We start from the raw sequence: 16,941 nt of genomic DNA, 5'->3' as shown, positions 1-16,941 counted from the left end.
GAGGCCAGCTTTAAAGCCTCCCTAATCGAATCCTCTGGTTTTGCACTATTCCGCACAGACTTCGAGCACGTCGCCGGGCGCCATTTCTTTCAAAATCTCTCGCATCACTTCAGGGTAAACAGCCACACATCCCTCTGTTGGCAGGAAGCCTTCACGTGCCACGTGAAAGAAGATCGCGCTGCCTTCGCCTTTCACTGCTGGGTACATATTACAATCTAGCACCACGACGATGTCATAGAGCCGGTCATCCCGCCACATCTTCTCATGGCTCGGCTCAAAGGGTAGGTCTACAGGACGATTGTACAGAGCATCCTCTGGAGAATCACACCACCCATCACTCTGAGATAGCGGCGAAACTGGTAAATAGGTCACTGGACAGGACCCGCGGTCTGCTCGGTAATACACATTCAGCAGTTCAAAACGTCCAATCGGCGTAGCGCCATCGCCCTCGCGTTTTGTGTGGGTCAAACCAGACCTTCCAAGTGCACACGCAAATGTTACCGCACCCAAAGTCAACGTTCCTGTGTGGGGCTCGTTACCTGTATGCCGCACAAATAGGGTCTTTTGGGTCTTTTTAAGCAACTTTGCGGGTGGAGTGGGTACTGCGAGAGGAAGCATTGACGAACCTGTTGTCCTGCGGAAAACACCGGGAGAAACACTCCCAAATAAAGCGGGGGTCACTTACGCGTGAAGTAGATTTTACGAAAAACTTTGAGATTTACCACGTTTTTGCTCGCCTTTTTTTCGGCAACCCTTCATGTATTTATGTGAGATAAGTTTTAGGGCTAGCACCAAAGATTGGTGATTGGGTGAGAATATGACTGCACGTAAAATTCTGCTTGTAGATGACGATAATGATCTGCGCGAAGCTCTGGTTGAGCAGCTTTCGCTTTATGATGAATTTGAAACCACTCAAGCTGACAGTGCTGCTGCTGGCATCAAAAAAGCAAAAGAAGATCATTTTGACCTCGTTCTGATGGACGTTGGTCTGCCGGACATCGATGGCCGTGAAGCTGTAAAGCTGCTGCGCAAAGCTGGCTTTGGCGCTCCTGTCATCATGCTCACTGGTCATGACACAGACAGCGATACCATTCTTGGTCTGGAAGCTGGCGCAAACGACTACGTCACTAAGCCGTTCAAGTTTGCTGTTCTCCTCGCTCGTATCCGCGCACATCTGCGTCAGCACGAGCAGAGCGAAGACGCTGTGTTCACCATTGGTCGTTACTCCTTCCAGCCTGCTGCAAAGTCCATGCAGGACGAAAGCGGTGCGAAGGTTCGCCTGACAGAAAAAGAAACTTCCATCCTGAAGTTCCTCTACCGCGCAGGCGAAAAGCCAGTGACACGCGATGTACTGCTGCACGAAGTTTGGGGCTACAACTCCGGCGTCACCACACACACGCTGGAAACCCACATTTACCGTCTGCGTCAGAAAATCGAGCGTGATCCGTCCAATGCGGAGCTTCTGGTCACAGAAGCCGGTGGATATAAGCTTGTACCTTGAGGCATAAGCGGCTAATTCAAGAACTATGAGTCTAGCCCGCGACATCGAAATCTTAAGACGCGTTCCACTCCTCTCGCAGTTTACAGAGGACCAGCTGCGCCTGCTCGCCTTCAGTGCGGAAACAATGCAGGTATCAAAAGGCGGAACAGTTTTTAATGAAGGTGAGCGGGCAGACGGCGGCATCGTGCTGACAATTGGCAAGGTGCAGCTTGAGACCGGGATGGGGCGCGACTCGCGTCCCCGCGGCACTTATGGCCCCGGCACTTTATTTGGCGAAAACGCTCTGATGGCTGAAGGCAAACGCCCAGCCCGCGCAGTTGCTCTCGAAAACTGTGAGCTGATCCGCATTCGCCGCGCACTCTTCTCCCGCATGCTCCAGGAATTTCCCGAAACTGCTCGCAAGCTTTACGTCGATAAAGCAAACGAGTTCACCACCGCAGCCGCTGCTTTGGCTCGCGTTGGCCGAAAGCTGGATGAAGTGGACGCTCTCAACGAACGTCATAAGCAAGAAGTCGCGGCAAAGCGCAGCTAAAACACAAGCTAACTAAAGCGGCTTTTGCACTCTGCTCTCTTTAAAATCATAGACAATCGAGCTTTCAATTTTGGTGATGTAAGCCCGTTTCGTGAACTTCTCAAAGGCAAGGCTTTTCAGATGGTCGATATCGCGCACACGTAAATGCGCAATGATATCGTAAACCCCACTGATGAGCGTGACGGATTTCACTTCCGGCAGCCCGACCACCTCCTGCATGAACTCTTCCACTAAAAGAGCTTCGTGGCGGTCCAGCTGAATGAAGAACATAGCCTCAAACCCAACGCCGTAGGCCTTCGGGTCTACGAGTGCATGGCTGCTCTTTAAAATGCCACTGTCTTTCAACCGCTTAATACGTTCATGACAAGCTGATGGACTGAGGTTGACCTCCGCTGCGACCTGTTTATTGGGCAGGAGTGCATTATTCTGCAAAATCTCCAATATAGCGAAGTCTGTTCGGTCTAGCTGGGCGTATGAGTTCATTTTTCGGAATCTATTCGATATTCTGAAGGTGGTGGCAGGAGTATATTCGGAGAAAATTTGGAATAAAACCCCCGCAAGAATTTACTCCCAATGGCAGCGAATACTCTCCTTTTTCTCATCACCATTCTCAGTCTGATCATCGTTCCTGGTCCGGATATGCTCTACGTGACCAGCCGCGCTCTCGCGAGCGGTCGCCCCGCCGCTCTGAAAGCATCTCTCGGTATCTCTGCCGGATACCTTGTGTTCACTGTGCTGGTTGCTGCCGGTTTTCAGTCCCTCTTCCTTGCAGAACCAAGGCTGTTTCAGGCGATCCGTTGGATGGGTCTGGCCTACCTTATGTATCTGGCCTATCGCTTGTTTTTTGCTGGCGGTATGTGGACTTCTGAAGAAGAACAGCAAGCACCAACTGAGACCAACGACCTGAAGTTCGGCTTCTTGACCAGCCTGCTCAATCCTAAGGGCATGCTCTTCTACTTCTCTTTGCTGCCGCAGTTTTATGTGCCTGAGGTCATGCCATTCTGGGTCTATGCATTGATCTTCGGCATGGTTGCCAGCCTTCTCTGCCTGATTGTCTATTATGGCGTCGGCAGCCTCGTGTCCGGCCCTGCGCGCCTATGGCTTGCGAACAGCAACAATGGCAAACGCGTCTCTATGCTCGCCAGTCTCTGCGTCTTCGCCGTTGGCATCTCCATGGTCGTTGCTGATATGGCCTAAAGCCATCTGCACGAACATGTGAAAAGCGCACGACCTATAAAGCCACAAGCTTATGATATGACTGCATGATGCCCTCATGCAGTCATAGTTTTCCGCTTTGACTGAGATGGAACAGCTCGCTCAAAGAGGAAGCCCTTCGATGCCAAGCTCACTCACAAAAGCACTTGCAAGCTCCGCCTTGGCAATGCTGCTGGCAGTTGCAGCTCCAAGCACCTCTGTGCTTGCGCAGAACACTTCACCGGAGGAGTTCTTTGCCGCAGTTAAAGCGAAAGATCTGAGGAAGCTGGATCAAATCGCTCAAGCCGGCAGCTCATTGGATCTTCGCAATGAGGAAGGCGATACAGCAATCATCATCGCCGCACGGCGTGGTGACCTCGCATTGCTTGAACATCTGGTCAAACTTGGAGCCGACATCAATCTACAAGATGCGAACAAGCGTGACGTCCTGAACATCGCGATCACGACGCGAAACCCAGACTTAGCCCGACGTGCTCTGGATCTGGGCATCGATCCTGCGATGGTAACATCTGTCTACGAAGGGTCAGCGCTTATCTATGGTAGCCATCAGGGCGCGGTCGAGATTGTGTCTATGCTGATTGACGCCGGTGCGCCTCTGGACCACGTCAACAACCTCGGCTGGACGGCACTCCTTGAAGCAACCATTCTGGGTGATGGCAGCGAGCCCTATCAGGCAATCGTAGAAAAGCTGGTCGATGCCGGCGCCAACAAAACCATCGCCGACCGCAACGGCAACCTTCCAGTCGACCACGCCCGCAACAAAGGCCACACAGAAATTGTGGAGCTGTTGGAAGATTAGTTTCTCCAATAAAAAAGGGCGCTTCAAGCGCCCTTTGCTTCATCAGCTTCTGACTTAATCAGTGCCAAGGATGGCTCAGTTCCAGCTTGTCTTCGTAGCTGTCGATGTGCTGGGTCTTCTCGAAGGTCTGACCAATGTCATCAAGGCCGTTCAGCAGGCAGTGTTTGCGGTGTGGGTCCAGATCAAACTTGATCGCACCACCGTCCGGACCGCGAACTTCCTGCTCTTCCAGATCAACAGTCAGAGTCGCATTTGCACCACGGGATGCATCGTCCATCAGCTTGTCGAGGTCTTCCTGGCTTACAATGATTGGCAAAATGCCGTTCTTGAAGCAGTTGTTGTAGAAGATGTCAGCAAAGCTGGTGGAGATAACACAGCGGATACCGAAGTCCAACAGTGCCCATGGAGCATGCTCACGGGAAGAACCACAGCCGAAGTTATCGCCAGCAACGAGGATCTGAGCTTTCTCATAGCTTGGCTTGTTCAGCACGAACTCTTCGTTCTTGGAGCCGTCGTCGTTGGTGCGCATCTCATGGAACAGTGCAGTGCCAAGGCCCGAACGCTTAATGGTTTTCAAAAACTGCTTCGGGATGATCATATCGGTGTCGATGTTGACCAACGGCAAAGGTGCAGCAACGCCTGTCAGTACTGTAAACTTTTCCATGGAATACTCTCCTCGGATCTCTGGAATTCTCTAATTTTTCTTAGGCAACAGCGAGGTCGATGCTCTCGTTCAGGCCCATCATAATATTCAGGTTTTGGACAGCTGCCCCTGAAGCGCCCTTACCAAGGTTGTCGTAGATAGCAACCAACAGAGCCTGATGCCGATCATCGTTAGCGAACACGTGCAACTGCATCTTGTTGGTGCCGTTGAACATCTCTGGGCTCAGGTCTTCGATTGCATTCACGCTTTCAAGTGGAGCCACTTCCACGTCGCCAGCCACGCTGGAGAAATGGTCTGCAAGCGCTGCATGCAGATCTTTGCCAGTTGGTGCGTTGCGAAGCTGCCCGAGTTGCAACGGCACAAATGTCATCATGCCCTGTGCGTAGTTGCCAACCGCAGGCTGGAACAAAGGAGCATGAGCAAGGTCAGCGTAGAACTGCATCTCTGGCAGGTGCTTGTGACCGAACTGCAAACCATATGGCCAGTAAGAGGACGCCTTATCATTGCCTTCGTACTTTTCGATCATCTGACGACCACCTCCGGTGTATCCGGAAACTGCATTCACAGTGAACGCATGGGTGGACGGAATAAGGCCAGCTTCAAGCAACGGACGAATAGTTGCGATTACACCCTGAGGGTAACAACCCGGATTTGATACAAAACGTGCCTTGGAGATGATCTCCGCCTGATCCTTTGTCATTTCAGGGAAGCCATAGGCCCACTCTGGATTAACACGATGCGCGGAAGACGCATCAATCACACGGGTGCTGTCGTTGGTAATGAGCGAGACGCTCTCCAGTGCAGCTGCATCAGGCAGGCACAGAATTGCAACATCAGCAGAATTCAAAAGCTCAGCACGTGCGTCCAGTTCCTTGCGGCGCTCTGGAGTGATGCTTAGGATTTCAATGTCACGGCGCCCAGCCAAACGCTCGCGGATCTGCAGACCCGTAGTTCCGGCTTCTCCATCAATGAACACGCGCACCGACATTTTTGACTCCTTGGAGCTTGTAGTTGGAATAGGTTCAGGGGTTGTACAACGTCCATCACCCATTGTCACAGAATAGGGCGCGTTTTTTTAGACCTCTGTCCTCAATTGGCAGTTGAGGGAGGCTCAAGCAACCAGAGGTTCGCCGGGCGGGCTTTTCGAATATTACAAGAATTCCCGTATGTCGCTCACATCCGAACACATTCTACTGAAAAGGACGTTTTTACGGTGTTCTTATCGCGTTTCGCATTGAAAAATTGAACAAATGCACCTTAATAGGTTTCAAAGGCATAGGCCGCGTCCATGTGGCATGTTCGCGCAGCCTGTGCCGACTATAATGTTGGATGAGGAACGCCTGAATGTCTGTAACGACAACCGAGGCTAAAGCTGGGCTTATTGCCGATACCTGTGCACTGCTGATTGACGAAAACGAAGACGAAGCAAGGTTTGCCGAAGACCTCTTCTCTCACGCCGATGCAGAAGATCTCCTGAACTACACCCCATCAGAGCTTGCTGTTGTTTCGCAGGAAGCCTGGGCTGATTTCGCAAATCACCCACTAGGGACCCATCGAATTCGTGTTTTCAATCCGCAGCCAAATGCTGACGGCAAGCAACTCGAAGACATCACCGTCGTTGAAATCGTCAACGATAACATGGCCTTCCTCGTATCCTCTGTTATGGGGGCAATCCAGACAGCTGGTTACGAAGTTCGCCTCGTTCTGCACCCACTCTTCGTTGTCGAGCGCGATGACGACGGTGGCCTCCAGAAATTCCACGGCACTGTTGGTCTGGGAGGACCATCTGTTCGCCGCGAAAGTCTCATCCATATTCATCTGACCCGTCTGAACTCCGATGAGGACATCAAGCAACTCGAGGAAAACCTCGATCTTGTTCTCAACGATGTTCGTCAGGCCGTGAATGACTGGCGCCCAATGCGCGACAGAATTCAGCTGGCTGTTGAAGAATACCAGCAGGTCCGCGCAAAAGCCGACAACAAGCAATTTGATGAAGCGATTGCCTTCCTCGAGTGGATGGCGGCTGACAACTTCACTCTTCTCGGTATTCGTGAATTCATCTTCGATGACACCAGCGAAAACGGTGAGCTTTCCCTGATCGAAGGCTCCGGCTTGGGTATCCTGACAGATCCTAACGTCCGCGTGCTGCGCAAAGGCTCAGAGTTCGTTGTAATGACACCGGAAATCAGAGAGTTCCTGCTAAAGCCGGAACCGCTGATCATCGGTAAAGCCAACATCCGCAGCCGCGTGCACCGTCACGTGCATATGGATTACATCGGCGTAAAGCTGTTTGATGAAGAAGGCAAACTGCGCGGCGAGCTGCGAGTGGTTGGTCTCTTCACAGCAACAGCCTACACCCGTTCAACAAGCTCCATTCCTTACATTCGCCATAAGACCGCGAAGGTAATGAAGAACCACGGCTTTGATCCGGAAAGCCACAGCGGCCGTGCGCTTCGCAACATTCTGGAAGGCTATCCACGTGATGACCTGTTCCAGATTGACGTCGATACGCTCTCCAACTTCGCAGACGCAATTCTGCAGCTGAACGAACGCCCACGTGTCCGTGTTCTCTCCAGAACCGACAAGTTCGACCGTTTCGTTTCCATCATCACGTATATTCCGCGTGATCACTTCACCACGAGCATCCGCGAGCGTGTCGGGAAGTATCTGGCAAACGTCTACGAAGGCCGTCTGTCCGCTTGGTACGCAACGTTCCCGGAAGGCCCGCTGGTCCGCGTTCACTACATCGTTGGCCGTTATGTTGGTGATACGCCTCAGCCATCTCAGGCGGAGCTGGAAGCTTCCATTCAGGAAATCGTCCGCACGTGGACAGACAGCCTGAGAGAAGCTCTGCGCTCCGTCTATGGCAATGCGATCTCTGGTGCGCTTCTCAAACGCTATGGTTCTGCGTTTGATGGTGCCTATACCTCCGCAACACCAGCAGCGACCGCAACCAAGGATATCCGCCGCATCGAGCAGCTCGGTGAGAAGCGCCCTCTGGTGATCAGCTTCTACAAGCGTGAGCGTGAAGGTAAGGGCCAGATTTCTCTGCGTGCATACCATCTCAACAAACCGATTCCGCTGTCTGCCCGTGTCCCGATGCTGGAAAACCTCGGTTTCCGCGTCATCAACGAAAGAACCTACCGGATTACACCAGCGGATCGTGAGCTGAGCTACCTGCACGACACCACGCTGCACCTGGATGAGAACCGCTTCCGCAACTTCACAGAAGCGGACATCGAACGACTCGGTGCTCTGTTCCTCGCAGTCTGGAATAAACAGGCTGAAAACGATGGTTATAACGCCCTCGCACTGACCGCCGGATTGGCTTGGCGCGACATTGCGATGATCCGTGCGCTCTCCCGCTACCTGCGTCAGGCTGGAATCCTCTATTCTGAAGATTATATGTGGGGAACTCTTAACCGCTATCCACAGATCGCTCAGCAGCTGGTTCACCTGTTCCATACACGCTTCGATCCTACACTCGGAACGTTTGAACGTTCGGGTAAGGAGAGCCGTCTGATTGATGAGATTTCCGCAAGCCTGGACGAAGTAACAAGCCTGGATGACGACCGAATCCTCCGTCGTTTCCAGAACCTGATCCTCGCAACTCTGCGCACCAACTTCTTCCAGCTGGATGACGCTGGCCAGCCGAAAGCAACCTTTGCGTTCAAACTGGACCCACACAAAGTGGAAGGTCTGCCAAAGCCTCTGCCGTACCGCGAGATCTTCGTCTACAGCCCACGCGTGGAAGGTGTTCACATGCGCTTCGGCCCAGCAGCCCGTGGCGGTCTGCGTTGGTCCGATCGTGCGCAGGACTACCGCACAGAAGTGCTTGGCCTAGTGAAAGCACAGCAGGTTAAGAATGCTGTGATCGTTCCGGTTGGCGCAAAAGGCGGCTTCCTGCCGAAACAGCTTCCAAAAACTGGTAGCCGTGATGAGTGGATCGCTGAAGGCACAGAAGCCTACAAGATCTTCATCTCCTCCCTGCTGGATCTGACAGATAACCTGGACGCTGACCTCATCCTGCCACCAGAGCTGATGGTGCGTCACGATCAGGATGATCCATACCTTGTTGTGGCAGCGGATAAAGGCACAGCAACCTTCTCAGACACCGCAAACGCGATCTCTGAAGACAAAGGCTTCTGGCTCGGTGATGCGTTCGCATCCGGTGGTTCCGCTGGTTATGACCATAAGAAAATGGGCATCACCGCACGTGGCGCTTGGGAAGCTGTGAAGCGTCACTTCCGTGAAATGGACCGCGACATCCAGAAAGAGCCGTTCACCGCTTGTGGTGTTGGCGACATGTCTGGTGATGTGTTCGGCAACGGTATGCTGCTCTCTAAAGCAACCAAGCTGGTCGCAGCCTTCGATCACCGTGATATCTTCCTCGACCCGAATCCAGATCCATCTGTGACCTGGGACGAGCGTAAGCGCATGTTCGATCTGGGCCGTTCTTCTTGGCAGGACTACAACAAGGAACTGATTTCTGAAGGTGGTGGCATCTACCCACGCTCTTCCAAGTCTATTCCTCTGTCCATTCAAGTTCAGAAGATGCTCGGCCTCAATAAGGCAAAAGCATCACCTCAGGAGGTTATGACTGCCATCCTGAAGATGAAGGCAGACCTTCTGTGGTTCGGCGGCATCGGCACCTACATCCGTGCATCTGATGAAAGCAACATTGAAGTGGGTGATCGTGGCAACGACTCTATCCGCATCACGGCTGCTGAAGTTGGTGCAAAGGTTATCGGTGAAGGTGCAAACCTTGGCATCACCCAGAAAGCACGTATTGAGTTCTCACGTGCCGGTGGGCGTTGTAACTCCGACGCGATCGACAACTCCGCTGGTGTGAACTCCTCCGATATGGAAGTGAACATCAAGATTGCGCTGGGCGCGGCAGTGAAGAAGGGCAGCCTGACCACTCCGGACCGCAACGTCTTGCTGGCTGACATGACAGACGAAGTTGCACAGCTGGTGCTGCGTAACAACTACCTGCAAACACTAGCAATCTCTCTCTGTGATCGTCGTGGTCTGGAAGATCTCGGCTATCAGGTGCGCATGATGCGCCAGCTGGAATCTCAGGATCTGTTGGATCGTGCGGTGGAAGACCTGCCGGACGACGCAACCATCGAAGAGCGCGAGAAAGCCGGTCAGCACCTGTCCCGTCCGGAACTGGGCGTGCTGCTGGCATACGCAAAACTCACCCTGCATGATGAGCTGCTCGAAAGCTCCGTGCCGGATGATGCGTACCTTGCAAAAGAGCTGTACCGCTACTTCCCGAAAGAGATGGCAGACACCTACTCTCAGGAAATTGAGAGCCACCGTCTGCGCCGCGAAATCATCGCGACCATGCTGGCAAACTCCATCATCAACCGTGGTGGTCCGGCATTCCTGACCCGCATCATCGACCAGACCGGCGCGTCTGTAGCTGATGTGGCGCGTGCCTTCGCAGTGGTTCGTGATGCCTTCGGTCTGACACAGCTGAACGAAGAGATTGACCGTCTGGACAACACCATCTCTGGTGATCTGCAGCTGGAGCTCTACACTCTGGTTCAGGATCTGGTGCTCGGCATGGTCATCTGGTTCCTGCGCAACGTGTCCTTCGAGGATGGTCTGGAAGCCGCGATCAACCGCTTCCGCGATACCGTGAAGCGTCTGTCTCCGCGTCTGGAAACCTTCCTCTCAGAAGGTCGTGCAGAAATGCTCAAGGCGGAAACCAACCGTCTGGTAGAAGCTGGCGTTCCAATCATGATCGCAGCACGCATCGCTCGCCTGATCGGTGAAATGGTGATCCCGGATATCGTTCTGGTCTCCGAGAAAGCCAACCGTGACGTTGATGAAGTTGCAGCCTCTTACTTCCGCGTTGCTGAACACTTCAAGTTCGGCGCGATTGAAGAGCTGGCTCGTGAGTTTGTGATTCGTGACTACTACGACGGTCTGGCACTCGACCGCTCCCGTTCGATCCTTGCAAACGCACTACGTGATCTGGCTGCTCAGGCTCTTGAAGATGAAAAAGGCTTCGACGGTTGGCTGGAGCGCAACGCAGGCAAAGCGGAAAGAACCCAGCAGGCAACCAGCGAAATTCTGGAGAAGAACCTGTCGGTTTCTAAGTTCTCCGTTGCAGCTGGCATGCTGGCAGAGCTGGCAAACTAAGCTTCGCGAAAAAGCTCAAAACAAAACCCCGGTGTAGCATGCTGCACCGGGGTTTTTCTTTGCCGAAACCAGAGCACTCAGCTCTTGGCGTTCTTTTCTTTTTCCATGGCCAGACGCATCTCAAGGTCTGAGATATGCTTCATGGCTGCTTTTTTATCTTCTTCGGAAGAGGCTGCGCGGTACTTCTCGCGAGCTGCAGCTATATCGTGGGTCAATTGCACTTCACGAGGGGCAGCAGCGCGATCAAGCACACTCTTTTGAACGCCCTCGACGCGTTCTTCTTCGACCTTTGTTCCTGATTTCGAACGGAGCGCTTCCAACTGCGCTTTCAGTTCTTGTTGGGCGGCGGCGTTCTTGTTGTTTTTATTGAGGTCGAACATGCTGGTTCCTTCTTGAGTGTCAAAACATATCCTCCCGATAAATATGAATTTAAACCAGCGTCTCTGTCTATTGCGTCCCGAAAGGTGTGCTGAACCCGCCCTTAATGGAGCACACCTCTATCTAATCAATTCCAATCTTTCTGGCCCAAATCTTACTTGTAGATCAACTTGGCTGTCACAATCGCTCCGACGGCGATAATGGAAATGACGTTGCCGACAACAAGCGGCCAGGCGGCGGTCATGATGCCGTAGATAAACCAGAGCAACACTGTGCTCAGCACAAGAAGGTTAGCCGCTAGGGAAAGGTCTTTTGTCTCGCGCGTCTTCCACGTTTTCAAAGTCTGCGGAAGCCAGCACAATGTGCCGATAATGGCTGCGAGATAGCCAATGTAATCTGCATAAACAAGCATAGGAAATATCGCATTCAGAAGTGTATCAAGGAAAAGCTTAGGTAGGTGCTGGTGAGACTAGCACAGCAAAAAAGCGAGTGTAATAGGTCCTTTTGCGGTAAGTGTGCGCACAAAAAAGCCCCGGGATTGCCCGAGGCTTCGTCATCTCGAAGACTGCAAAACCGCTGCTAGAACACCCGTGTCTCTTCACGCGCAATCAGCTCACTCAGGGTCTTGATGCGTGCGCCATCCTCTTTGAAGTTCGCAGGAGAAAGCCACTTCTCGAAGGAAGCGCGAAGAACCGGCCATTCACTATCCAAAACAGAGAACCAAGCTGTATCCAGGTTTTTGCCTTTCACGACGGAGGCCTGACGCAATGTGCCTTCGTAGCTGAAACCAAGACGAACCGCAGCCTTACGGGAAACCTTGTTTAGGGCGTTACAGCGCCACTCATAGCGACGATAGCCCCACTTATCGAACACCCGCTGCATCATCAAAAACATCGCTTCAGTACCGCCGCACTTACGTTGCAGCAGAGGCGAGAAGTGGATGTGTCCAACTTCGATGCTGCCAGTTTCTGGCACAATGTTCATGTAGCTGGCGATGCCAAGCGCTTTTCCACCTTCCTGCTCAATGATGGCAAAGGCGAACGGATCATTTCCTGTTGCAAGCTCTTTGACGTAAGCCTCAAAGCTCTCGAAATCAGGAAACGGGCCTTCATCCAGATAGGTCCAGTTCCGGCCTTCTGTGTCCACGCTGAAGGCTTCATAAAGATCTTCTGCATGCTTGGCTGGGTCCAGTCGCTCCAATCGGCAGAAGTGACCAACCATGGTCTCATCTGTCGGCTGCTTGGCTGAAGTCCAGTCAGACATATCATCACCGACAACCTGCCCCAGTTCGTTCTGGTTTTGAGAAGGATCTTTTTCAGCCTTCTCTACTGATTTCAGTGCAGCTAGATATGCAAGCATTTTAAAGCTCCTCGGAATGTCCCGGTCTGGAAAGTTTACAACACCAAAATGACAAGACCCCGACCTCTCGGTCAGGGTTCGTCATCAAGGTTGATTACAGGCGTTCAGAAGGATCGTTCTTTCTCACAAGAGAGGCTGATCCCTTTGTATCCTCATCATCGTCTCTCCTCGATGATGTAAACGCCCAGAAACTCCGTTTGATGTCACCTTTGGCAAAGCAGTCATAAAAATCTCGCCGCCCGTACATCGAGTTCTTGCTACAGCCATATCCATACCAGTAGCAGGTATCGCTCTTCTTCACCTCGATGTGGCCGTGGCGGTTCCGTTTATCGCGATCGTAAACGCAGATGGAACCGTCTGGAGCGCGGTCTGGGCTGCTGACACGCAAGCGCTTGAAGCCGTACTTAGGCAACGCTTTGATCGCCATGTAAGCTGATCCACCTGGAATATAGGTATCTACAAGCCCTTCGGAAAGGAGGTGCTTCTTCACATAGCGGTAGCAGTAGGTCATGCCGCGGCGACGGCGGGCAGAACGAACACCGCCAGAACTGGCTGCCAACACGGCGCTGGCATAGCCCATGTAGCTGTCTTCTTCGCTACCGGCAATTTTGTTGGCTTCGTCGCGGCTCAGCGTAGCCACTTCAGTCAATGCGTATTTAGAAAAGTCTGCTTTGGAAACGTAAATATCAGAGGCAATGTCGCCGTCTTCATCCGGCTGATCAACGCCAAGGCGAACCAGCTCACCCTTGGCAGCGTCTGTCGCCCAGTCCAGAACACTCAGTTGAGCGCCAACGGGCAGGATCTGCTGAAGAGAAGTGCCAACGGTTCCGTCATCTGCCGCTGTCCAGCCCTTCGCAAGAATTGGCTTAGCGACATTGTAGTTGCCGGAGGTCGTCATCTTGTTTTGCGGAAGAGTATCTTCGCCGGAAACCAGTGAAACTGGCTCCTCTGGCAAGGATAGTTCACCAAAAGAAGCATTTGGTCCTGCAGCCACTGCAGTCGTGAGAACCAGAAAACTAAACCCTGCATACGCGGATACTTTTGCAAGCTGTAGCATAATCCCTCCGAAAGCCTTTTTAGGCACAGCAGCACCGGTTCCCGCGCGCGTTGCGTCACGAGATTGCTGAAAGATGGCAATAGGAAACGGTCGAGGCGCTCACGCGCTTCGTGGTTCATGCCAGTCTGATGATGGTGCGCAGCTGTCGTTTTACTGACGCAAGCTCCTGCTGGGGGGCATCTCGCACGCCAGCAGGCAAAATGTCCGGCAAGCCTTCACAAGGAAAGCCTGCAGGCACTCAGCGCTCAAACAAATGCAATACAGGCTGGCGCCTGCCTCTTGGTGCCAGTCTGTCTGTCAGCAATGTAAGAGCGCGTTTGCTCGTTTAGATCTTGCGCAGCGCCACTGTTTCGATGCTGTGGTCTGTACCCTTTGTCAGGATCAGATCAGCGCGTGGTCGCGTCGGCAAGATGTTCTGGCGAAGGTTCTCCAGATTGATGTTCTGCCAAAGGTCCTTCGCGATCTCTTGCGCCTTATCATTCGAAATTGTGGAAAATTTATGGAAATATGAACCTGGATCGCGGAACGCGGTCTCACGCAGTCGCATGAAACGCTCCAGATACCAGCGTTGCAGCACTTGCTCTTCCGCATCAATGTAGATGGAAAAGTCAAAGAAATCAGAGACAAAGGGCACGGCCTTTGCCGCTTTCGGCTGGTGAGATGTCTGCAGAACGTTCAGCCCTTCGACAATCAAAATGTCTGGCTGTTCGACTGTGACATGCTGTCCCGGCATCACATCATAGAAGAAATGAGAGTAAATCGGGGCGCGTACTTCACGCTCCCCACCCTTGATGTCGGTCAGGAATTTCAGCAGGGCAGAACGGTCATAGCTCTCCGGAAAACCCTTCCGGCGCATCAGCCCTTCTGCTTCCAGAATAGAATTCGGGTACAGAAAACCATCTGTCGTAATCAGGTCCACCTTCGGGCTGGCTGGCCAGCGCGAAAGGAGTGCCTGCAAAAGACGGGCAGTCGTGGATTTGCCAACAGAGACCGAACCCGCAATACCGATGATGAACGGTGTGCGGGTCAGCTGCATACCCAGAAAGCGCTTCGTCGCAAACTGAAGGCTTTGGGAAGCTTCCACGTAATAGGCAAGCAGACGTGAAAGGGGCAGGTAAATATTCTTCACCTGCTCCAGAGACACAAAGTCATTGAGCGATTGCAGGTCTTCAATTTCCTGCACGCTCAACGTCATCGGCGTGTCTGCACGTAAAGACGCCCATTCAGTCTCTGTAAACACAGAGTAGGGAGACAGATCCAGTTCCTGAACTGGAGCGAGTTCTTTATGCATAGCGTTAGCGCTCAAGGCCCGTCGTGCCTCCCACTTCGCATGACAAGAAGAAACCTAGCCGTCCGTACGGGAGGCTTTTTCTTCCAGTCCGGTTTGTCCGGTGCGTGCTGCAAGCTTTGCCAGAACTTCGTCCAGCGCCACATCGGAAACCTTCAAAACAACAAGTAGGTGATAAAGCAGGTCAGCTGCTTCAGAAGCAACGCCTTCCTTATCACGCTCTACAGCCGCAATCGCAGTTTCAACGGCTTCTTCTCCAAGCTTCTGTGCACACTTGGAAACGCCCTTGGAAATGAGCTTGCGGGTATAAGACAGTTCATCATCACTGTTCGCACGTGCAGCAATGATAGCCTCTAGGTCCGAAAGGGTAAAATTGGTCATTTGACTAGCCTTGTTGAGGCCGCTTCAGGATTACTTTCAATACCTGAGCGAAATTTACTTATCCAGACGCATAGGAATTCCAGCATCTGCCATGTGTTGCTTGGCTTCTTCAATACTGTAAGTCCCAAAATGGAAGATTGAAGCAGCAAGTACAGCAGTCGCGTGCCCGTCACGGACACCTTCAACCAGATGATCCAGAGTTCCAACCCCACCGGAAGCAATCACCGGTACATGTACAGCATCCGCAATTGCACGGGTAAGCGGCAAATTGTAGCCCTCTTGCGTTCCATCACGGTCCATGGAGGTCACCAGCAGCTCACCAGCGCCCAGATCCACGGCTTTCTTGGCAAACTCAACCGCATCAATGCCCGTTGGTGTACGGCCACCATGGGTGAAGATTTCGAAGCGCTCAGGCTCACCTTCAGCAGAAACACGCTTAGCGTCGATGCTGACAACAATGCACTGGCTACCGAACTTCTGGGCTGCTTCCCGAATAAACTCAGGATTTTTCACCGCTGCAGTGTTGATTGAAACTTTGTCTGCACCCGCATTCAGCAGCTTGCGAATGTCTTCCACGGTACGCACACCGCCGCCAACAGTCACCGGCATAAAGCAGGCTTCCGCAGTGCGTTGCACAACATCGTAGATTGTGTCGCGGTTATCGCTGGAGGCTGTGATGTCAAGGAACGTCAGCTCATCAGCACCCGCCGCATCATAGGCTTTTGCTGCCTCAACCGGGTCACCAGCGTCGATCAGGTCAACAAAGTTGACGCCTTTCACGACACGGCCATCCTTCACATCAAGGCATGGAATAATACGTGCCTTCAGGGTCATGCGAGGCCCTCCCGGCTCTTCTTGATCAGATCAAGAGCTTCAGCAGGATCAAGACGACCGTCATACAGCGCACGACCAGAGATCGCGCCTTCCAGAATATCGCAATCAGGCTGGATCAGACGCTCAATGTCCTTGATGTCTGCAAGGCCACCAGAAGCGATGATCGGAATGCTCACAGCATTAGCCAGTTCCAGAGTGCTCTCGATGTTGAGGCCCTTCAGAACGCCGTCACGATCAATATCGGTGTAGATGATTGCAGCAACACCAGCATCTTCAAACTGCTTTGCCAGCTCAATCACGGTCAGCTCAGAAGTCTCGGCCCAGCCTTCAACGGCAACCTTGCCGCCTTTGGCATCGATGCCAACGGCAATGCGATCCGGATACTTCTTGCAAGCTTCCTTCACCAGCTCAGGGTCGCGCAGAGCAACGGTGCCGAGAATAACGCGCGCAACGCCTTTTGCCAGCCAGTTGTCGATGTGCTCCATGGTGCGGATACCACCGCCCAGCTGAACCGGGTTACTGGTGTTGGCAAGGATCGCATCAACAGCTTCGCCGTTTTTGCTCTCACCTGCGAACGCACCGTCCAGATCAACAACGTGCAGCCATTCAAAACCCTGATCCTGAAACGCCTTCGCCTGCGCACCTGGGTCATCGTTGAACACGGTCGCCTGATCCATGTCACCCAGTTTCAAACGAACGCACTGGCCGCCTTTAAGGTCAATCGCTGGAAAAATAATCATAATTCTGTCCTTGGACTTGTCTGTGTCACTGAAAGCGGGC

Annotated in this window: 17 protein-coding genes; 5 read left to right on the top strand and 12 right to left on the bottom strand. The window is 52.8% G+C overall.

Features of this window, described 5'->3' with window-relative positions; genetic code table 11:
* Nucleotides 1-45: 45 nt before the first annotated feature.
* Nucleotides 46-618: a L,D-transpeptidase family protein gene (locus AC3CB2_RS10060; protein WP_425328942.1), complete on the bottom strand. Its 573-nt coding sequence runs from the start codon at nt 616-618 to the stop codon at nt 46-48.
* A gap of 199 nt (nt 619-817) precedes the next feature.
* On the opposite strand from AC3CB2_RS10060, the gene AC3CB2_RS10055 reads away from it, so the two are divergent.
* Nucleotides 818-1,501, top strand: coding sequence for a response regulator transcription factor (locus AC3CB2_RS10055; protein WP_041767864.1), 684 nt, complete (start codon nt 818-820; stop codon nt 1,499-1,501).
* Between the two features lie 25 nt (nt 1,502-1,526).
* Nucleotides 1,527-2,033 carry a cyclic nucleotide-binding domain-containing protein gene (locus AC3CB2_RS10050; protein ID WP_037036375.1) on the top strand — a complete coding sequence of 169 codons (507 nt, stop codon included), beginning with the start codon at nt 1,527-1,529 and terminating at the stop codon, nt 2,031-2,033.
* Between the two features lie 12 nt (nt 2,034-2,045).
* On the opposite strand, the gene AC3CB2_RS10045 is transcribed toward AC3CB2_RS10050, so the two are convergent.
* Complete coding sequence (locus tag AC3CB2_RS10045; protein WP_083841539.1) at nt 2,046-2,516, bottom strand: Lrp/AsnC family transcriptional regulator; 471 nt, start codon at nt 2,514-2,516, stop codon at nt 2,046-2,048.
* A gap of 90 nt (nt 2,517-2,606) precedes the next feature.
* Between AC3CB2_RS10045 and AC3CB2_RS10040 the strand changes: the two genes are divergently transcribed.
* Together AC3CB2_RS10040 and AC3CB2_RS10035 are read left to right on the top strand one after the other, a co-directional pair.
* A complete protein-coding gene (locus AC3CB2_RS10040) occupies nt 2,607-3,230 on the top strand; it encodes a LysE family translocator (protein WP_083416851.1) in 624 nt (207 codons plus the stop codon).
* 139 nt (nt 3,231-3,369) lie between these two features.
* Complete coding sequence (locus AC3CB2_RS10035) at nt 3,370-4,047, top strand: ankyrin repeat domain-containing protein (RefSeq protein WP_352932500.1); 678 nt, start codon at nt 3,370-3,372, stop codon at nt 4,045-4,047.
* A 58-nt stretch (nt 4,048-4,105) separates the two neighbouring features.
* Here the strand turns inward: AC3CB2_RS10035 and leuD are convergent, their stop codons facing one another.
* Entirely contained in the window at nt 4,106-4,711 is a 606-nt protein-coding gene (gene leuD / locus AC3CB2_RS10030; protein WP_014283457.1) for a 3-isopropylmalate dehydratase small subunit, read from the bottom strand.
* 40 nt (nt 4,712-4,751) lie between these two features.
* Entirely contained in the window at nt 4,752-5,699 is a 948-nt protein-coding gene (gene argC, locus AC3CB2_RS10025; protein WP_352932502.1) for an N-acetyl-gamma-glutamyl-phosphate reductase, read from the bottom strand.
* 356 nt (nt 5,700-6,055) lie between these two features.
* Between argC and AC3CB2_RS10020 the strand changes: the two genes are divergently transcribed.
* Nucleotides 6,056-10,864 carry an NAD-glutamate dehydrogenase gene (locus AC3CB2_RS10020; RefSeq protein ID WP_352932505.1) on the top strand — a complete coding sequence of 1,603 codons (4,809 nt, stop codon included), beginning with the start codon at nt 6,056-6,058 and terminating at the stop codon, nt 10,862-10,864.
* 77 nt (nt 10,865-10,941) lie between these two features.
* On the opposite strand, the gene AC3CB2_RS10015 is transcribed toward AC3CB2_RS10020, so the two are convergent.
* The 8 genes from AC3CB2_RS10015 to hisA form a co-directional block, all read right to left on the bottom strand.
* Entirely contained in the window at nt 10,942-11,244 is a 303-nt protein-coding gene (locus AC3CB2_RS10015; protein ID WP_008548432.1) for a hypothetical protein, read from the bottom strand.
* A gap of 152 nt (nt 11,245-11,396) precedes the next feature.
* A complete protein-coding gene (locus AC3CB2_RS10010) occupies nt 11,397-11,654 on the bottom strand; it encodes a SemiSWEET family sugar transporter (protein ID WP_008548548.1) in 258 nt (85 codons plus the stop codon).
* Between the two features lie 167 nt (nt 11,655-11,821).
* Nucleotides 11,822-12,601: a GNAT family N-acetyltransferase gene (locus AC3CB2_RS10005; protein WP_008548709.1), complete on the bottom strand. Its 780-nt coding sequence runs from the start codon at nt 12,599-12,601 to the stop codon at nt 11,822-11,824.
* A 94-nt stretch (nt 12,602-12,695) separates the two neighbouring features.
* Nucleotides 12,696-13,658 (bottom strand): hypothetical protein, encoded by a 963-nt coding sequence (locus tag AC3CB2_RS10000; protein WP_352932510.1) that lies wholly within the window; start codon nt 13,656-13,658, stop codon nt 12,696-12,698.
* 325 nt (nt 13,659-13,983) lie between these two features.
* Entirely contained in the window at nt 13,984-14,949 is a 966-nt protein-coding gene (gene coaA / locus AC3CB2_RS09995) for a type I pantothenate kinase (RefSeq protein WP_008548706.1), read from the bottom strand.
* Nucleotides 14,950-15,003: 54 nt separating this feature from the next.
* Complete coding sequence (locus AC3CB2_RS09990; protein ID WP_008548771.1) at nt 15,004-15,327, bottom strand: phosphoribosyl-ATP diphosphatase; 324 nt, start codon at nt 15,325-15,327, stop codon at nt 15,004-15,006.
* A gap of 54 nt (nt 15,328-15,381) precedes the next feature.
* The gene (gene hisF, locus AC3CB2_RS09985) at nt 15,382-16,161 is read right to left on the bottom strand and encodes an imidazole glycerol phosphate synthase subunit HisF (protein WP_008548610.1); all 780 of its coding nucleotides are present in this window, start codon (nt 16,159-16,161) and stop codon (nt 15,382-15,384) included.
* Nucleotides 16,158-16,901: a 1-(5-phosphoribosyl)-5-[(5-phosphoribosylamino)methylideneamino]imidazole-4-carboxamide isomerase gene (hisA, locus tag AC3CB2_RS09980; RefSeq protein ID WP_008548661.1), complete on the bottom strand. Its 744-nt coding sequence runs from the start codon at nt 16,899-16,901 to the stop codon at nt 16,158-16,160. The genes hisF and hisA overlap by 4 nt, the downstream gene beginning before the upstream one ends.
* Between the last annotated feature and the right edge of the window lie 40 nt (nt 16,902-16,941).

This window comes from Pseudovibrio sp. SCP20, assembly GCF_057774105.1.
Note: the sequence above shows the minus strand (reverse complement) of the source record. Positions and strands in the feature narration are given on the sequence as shown.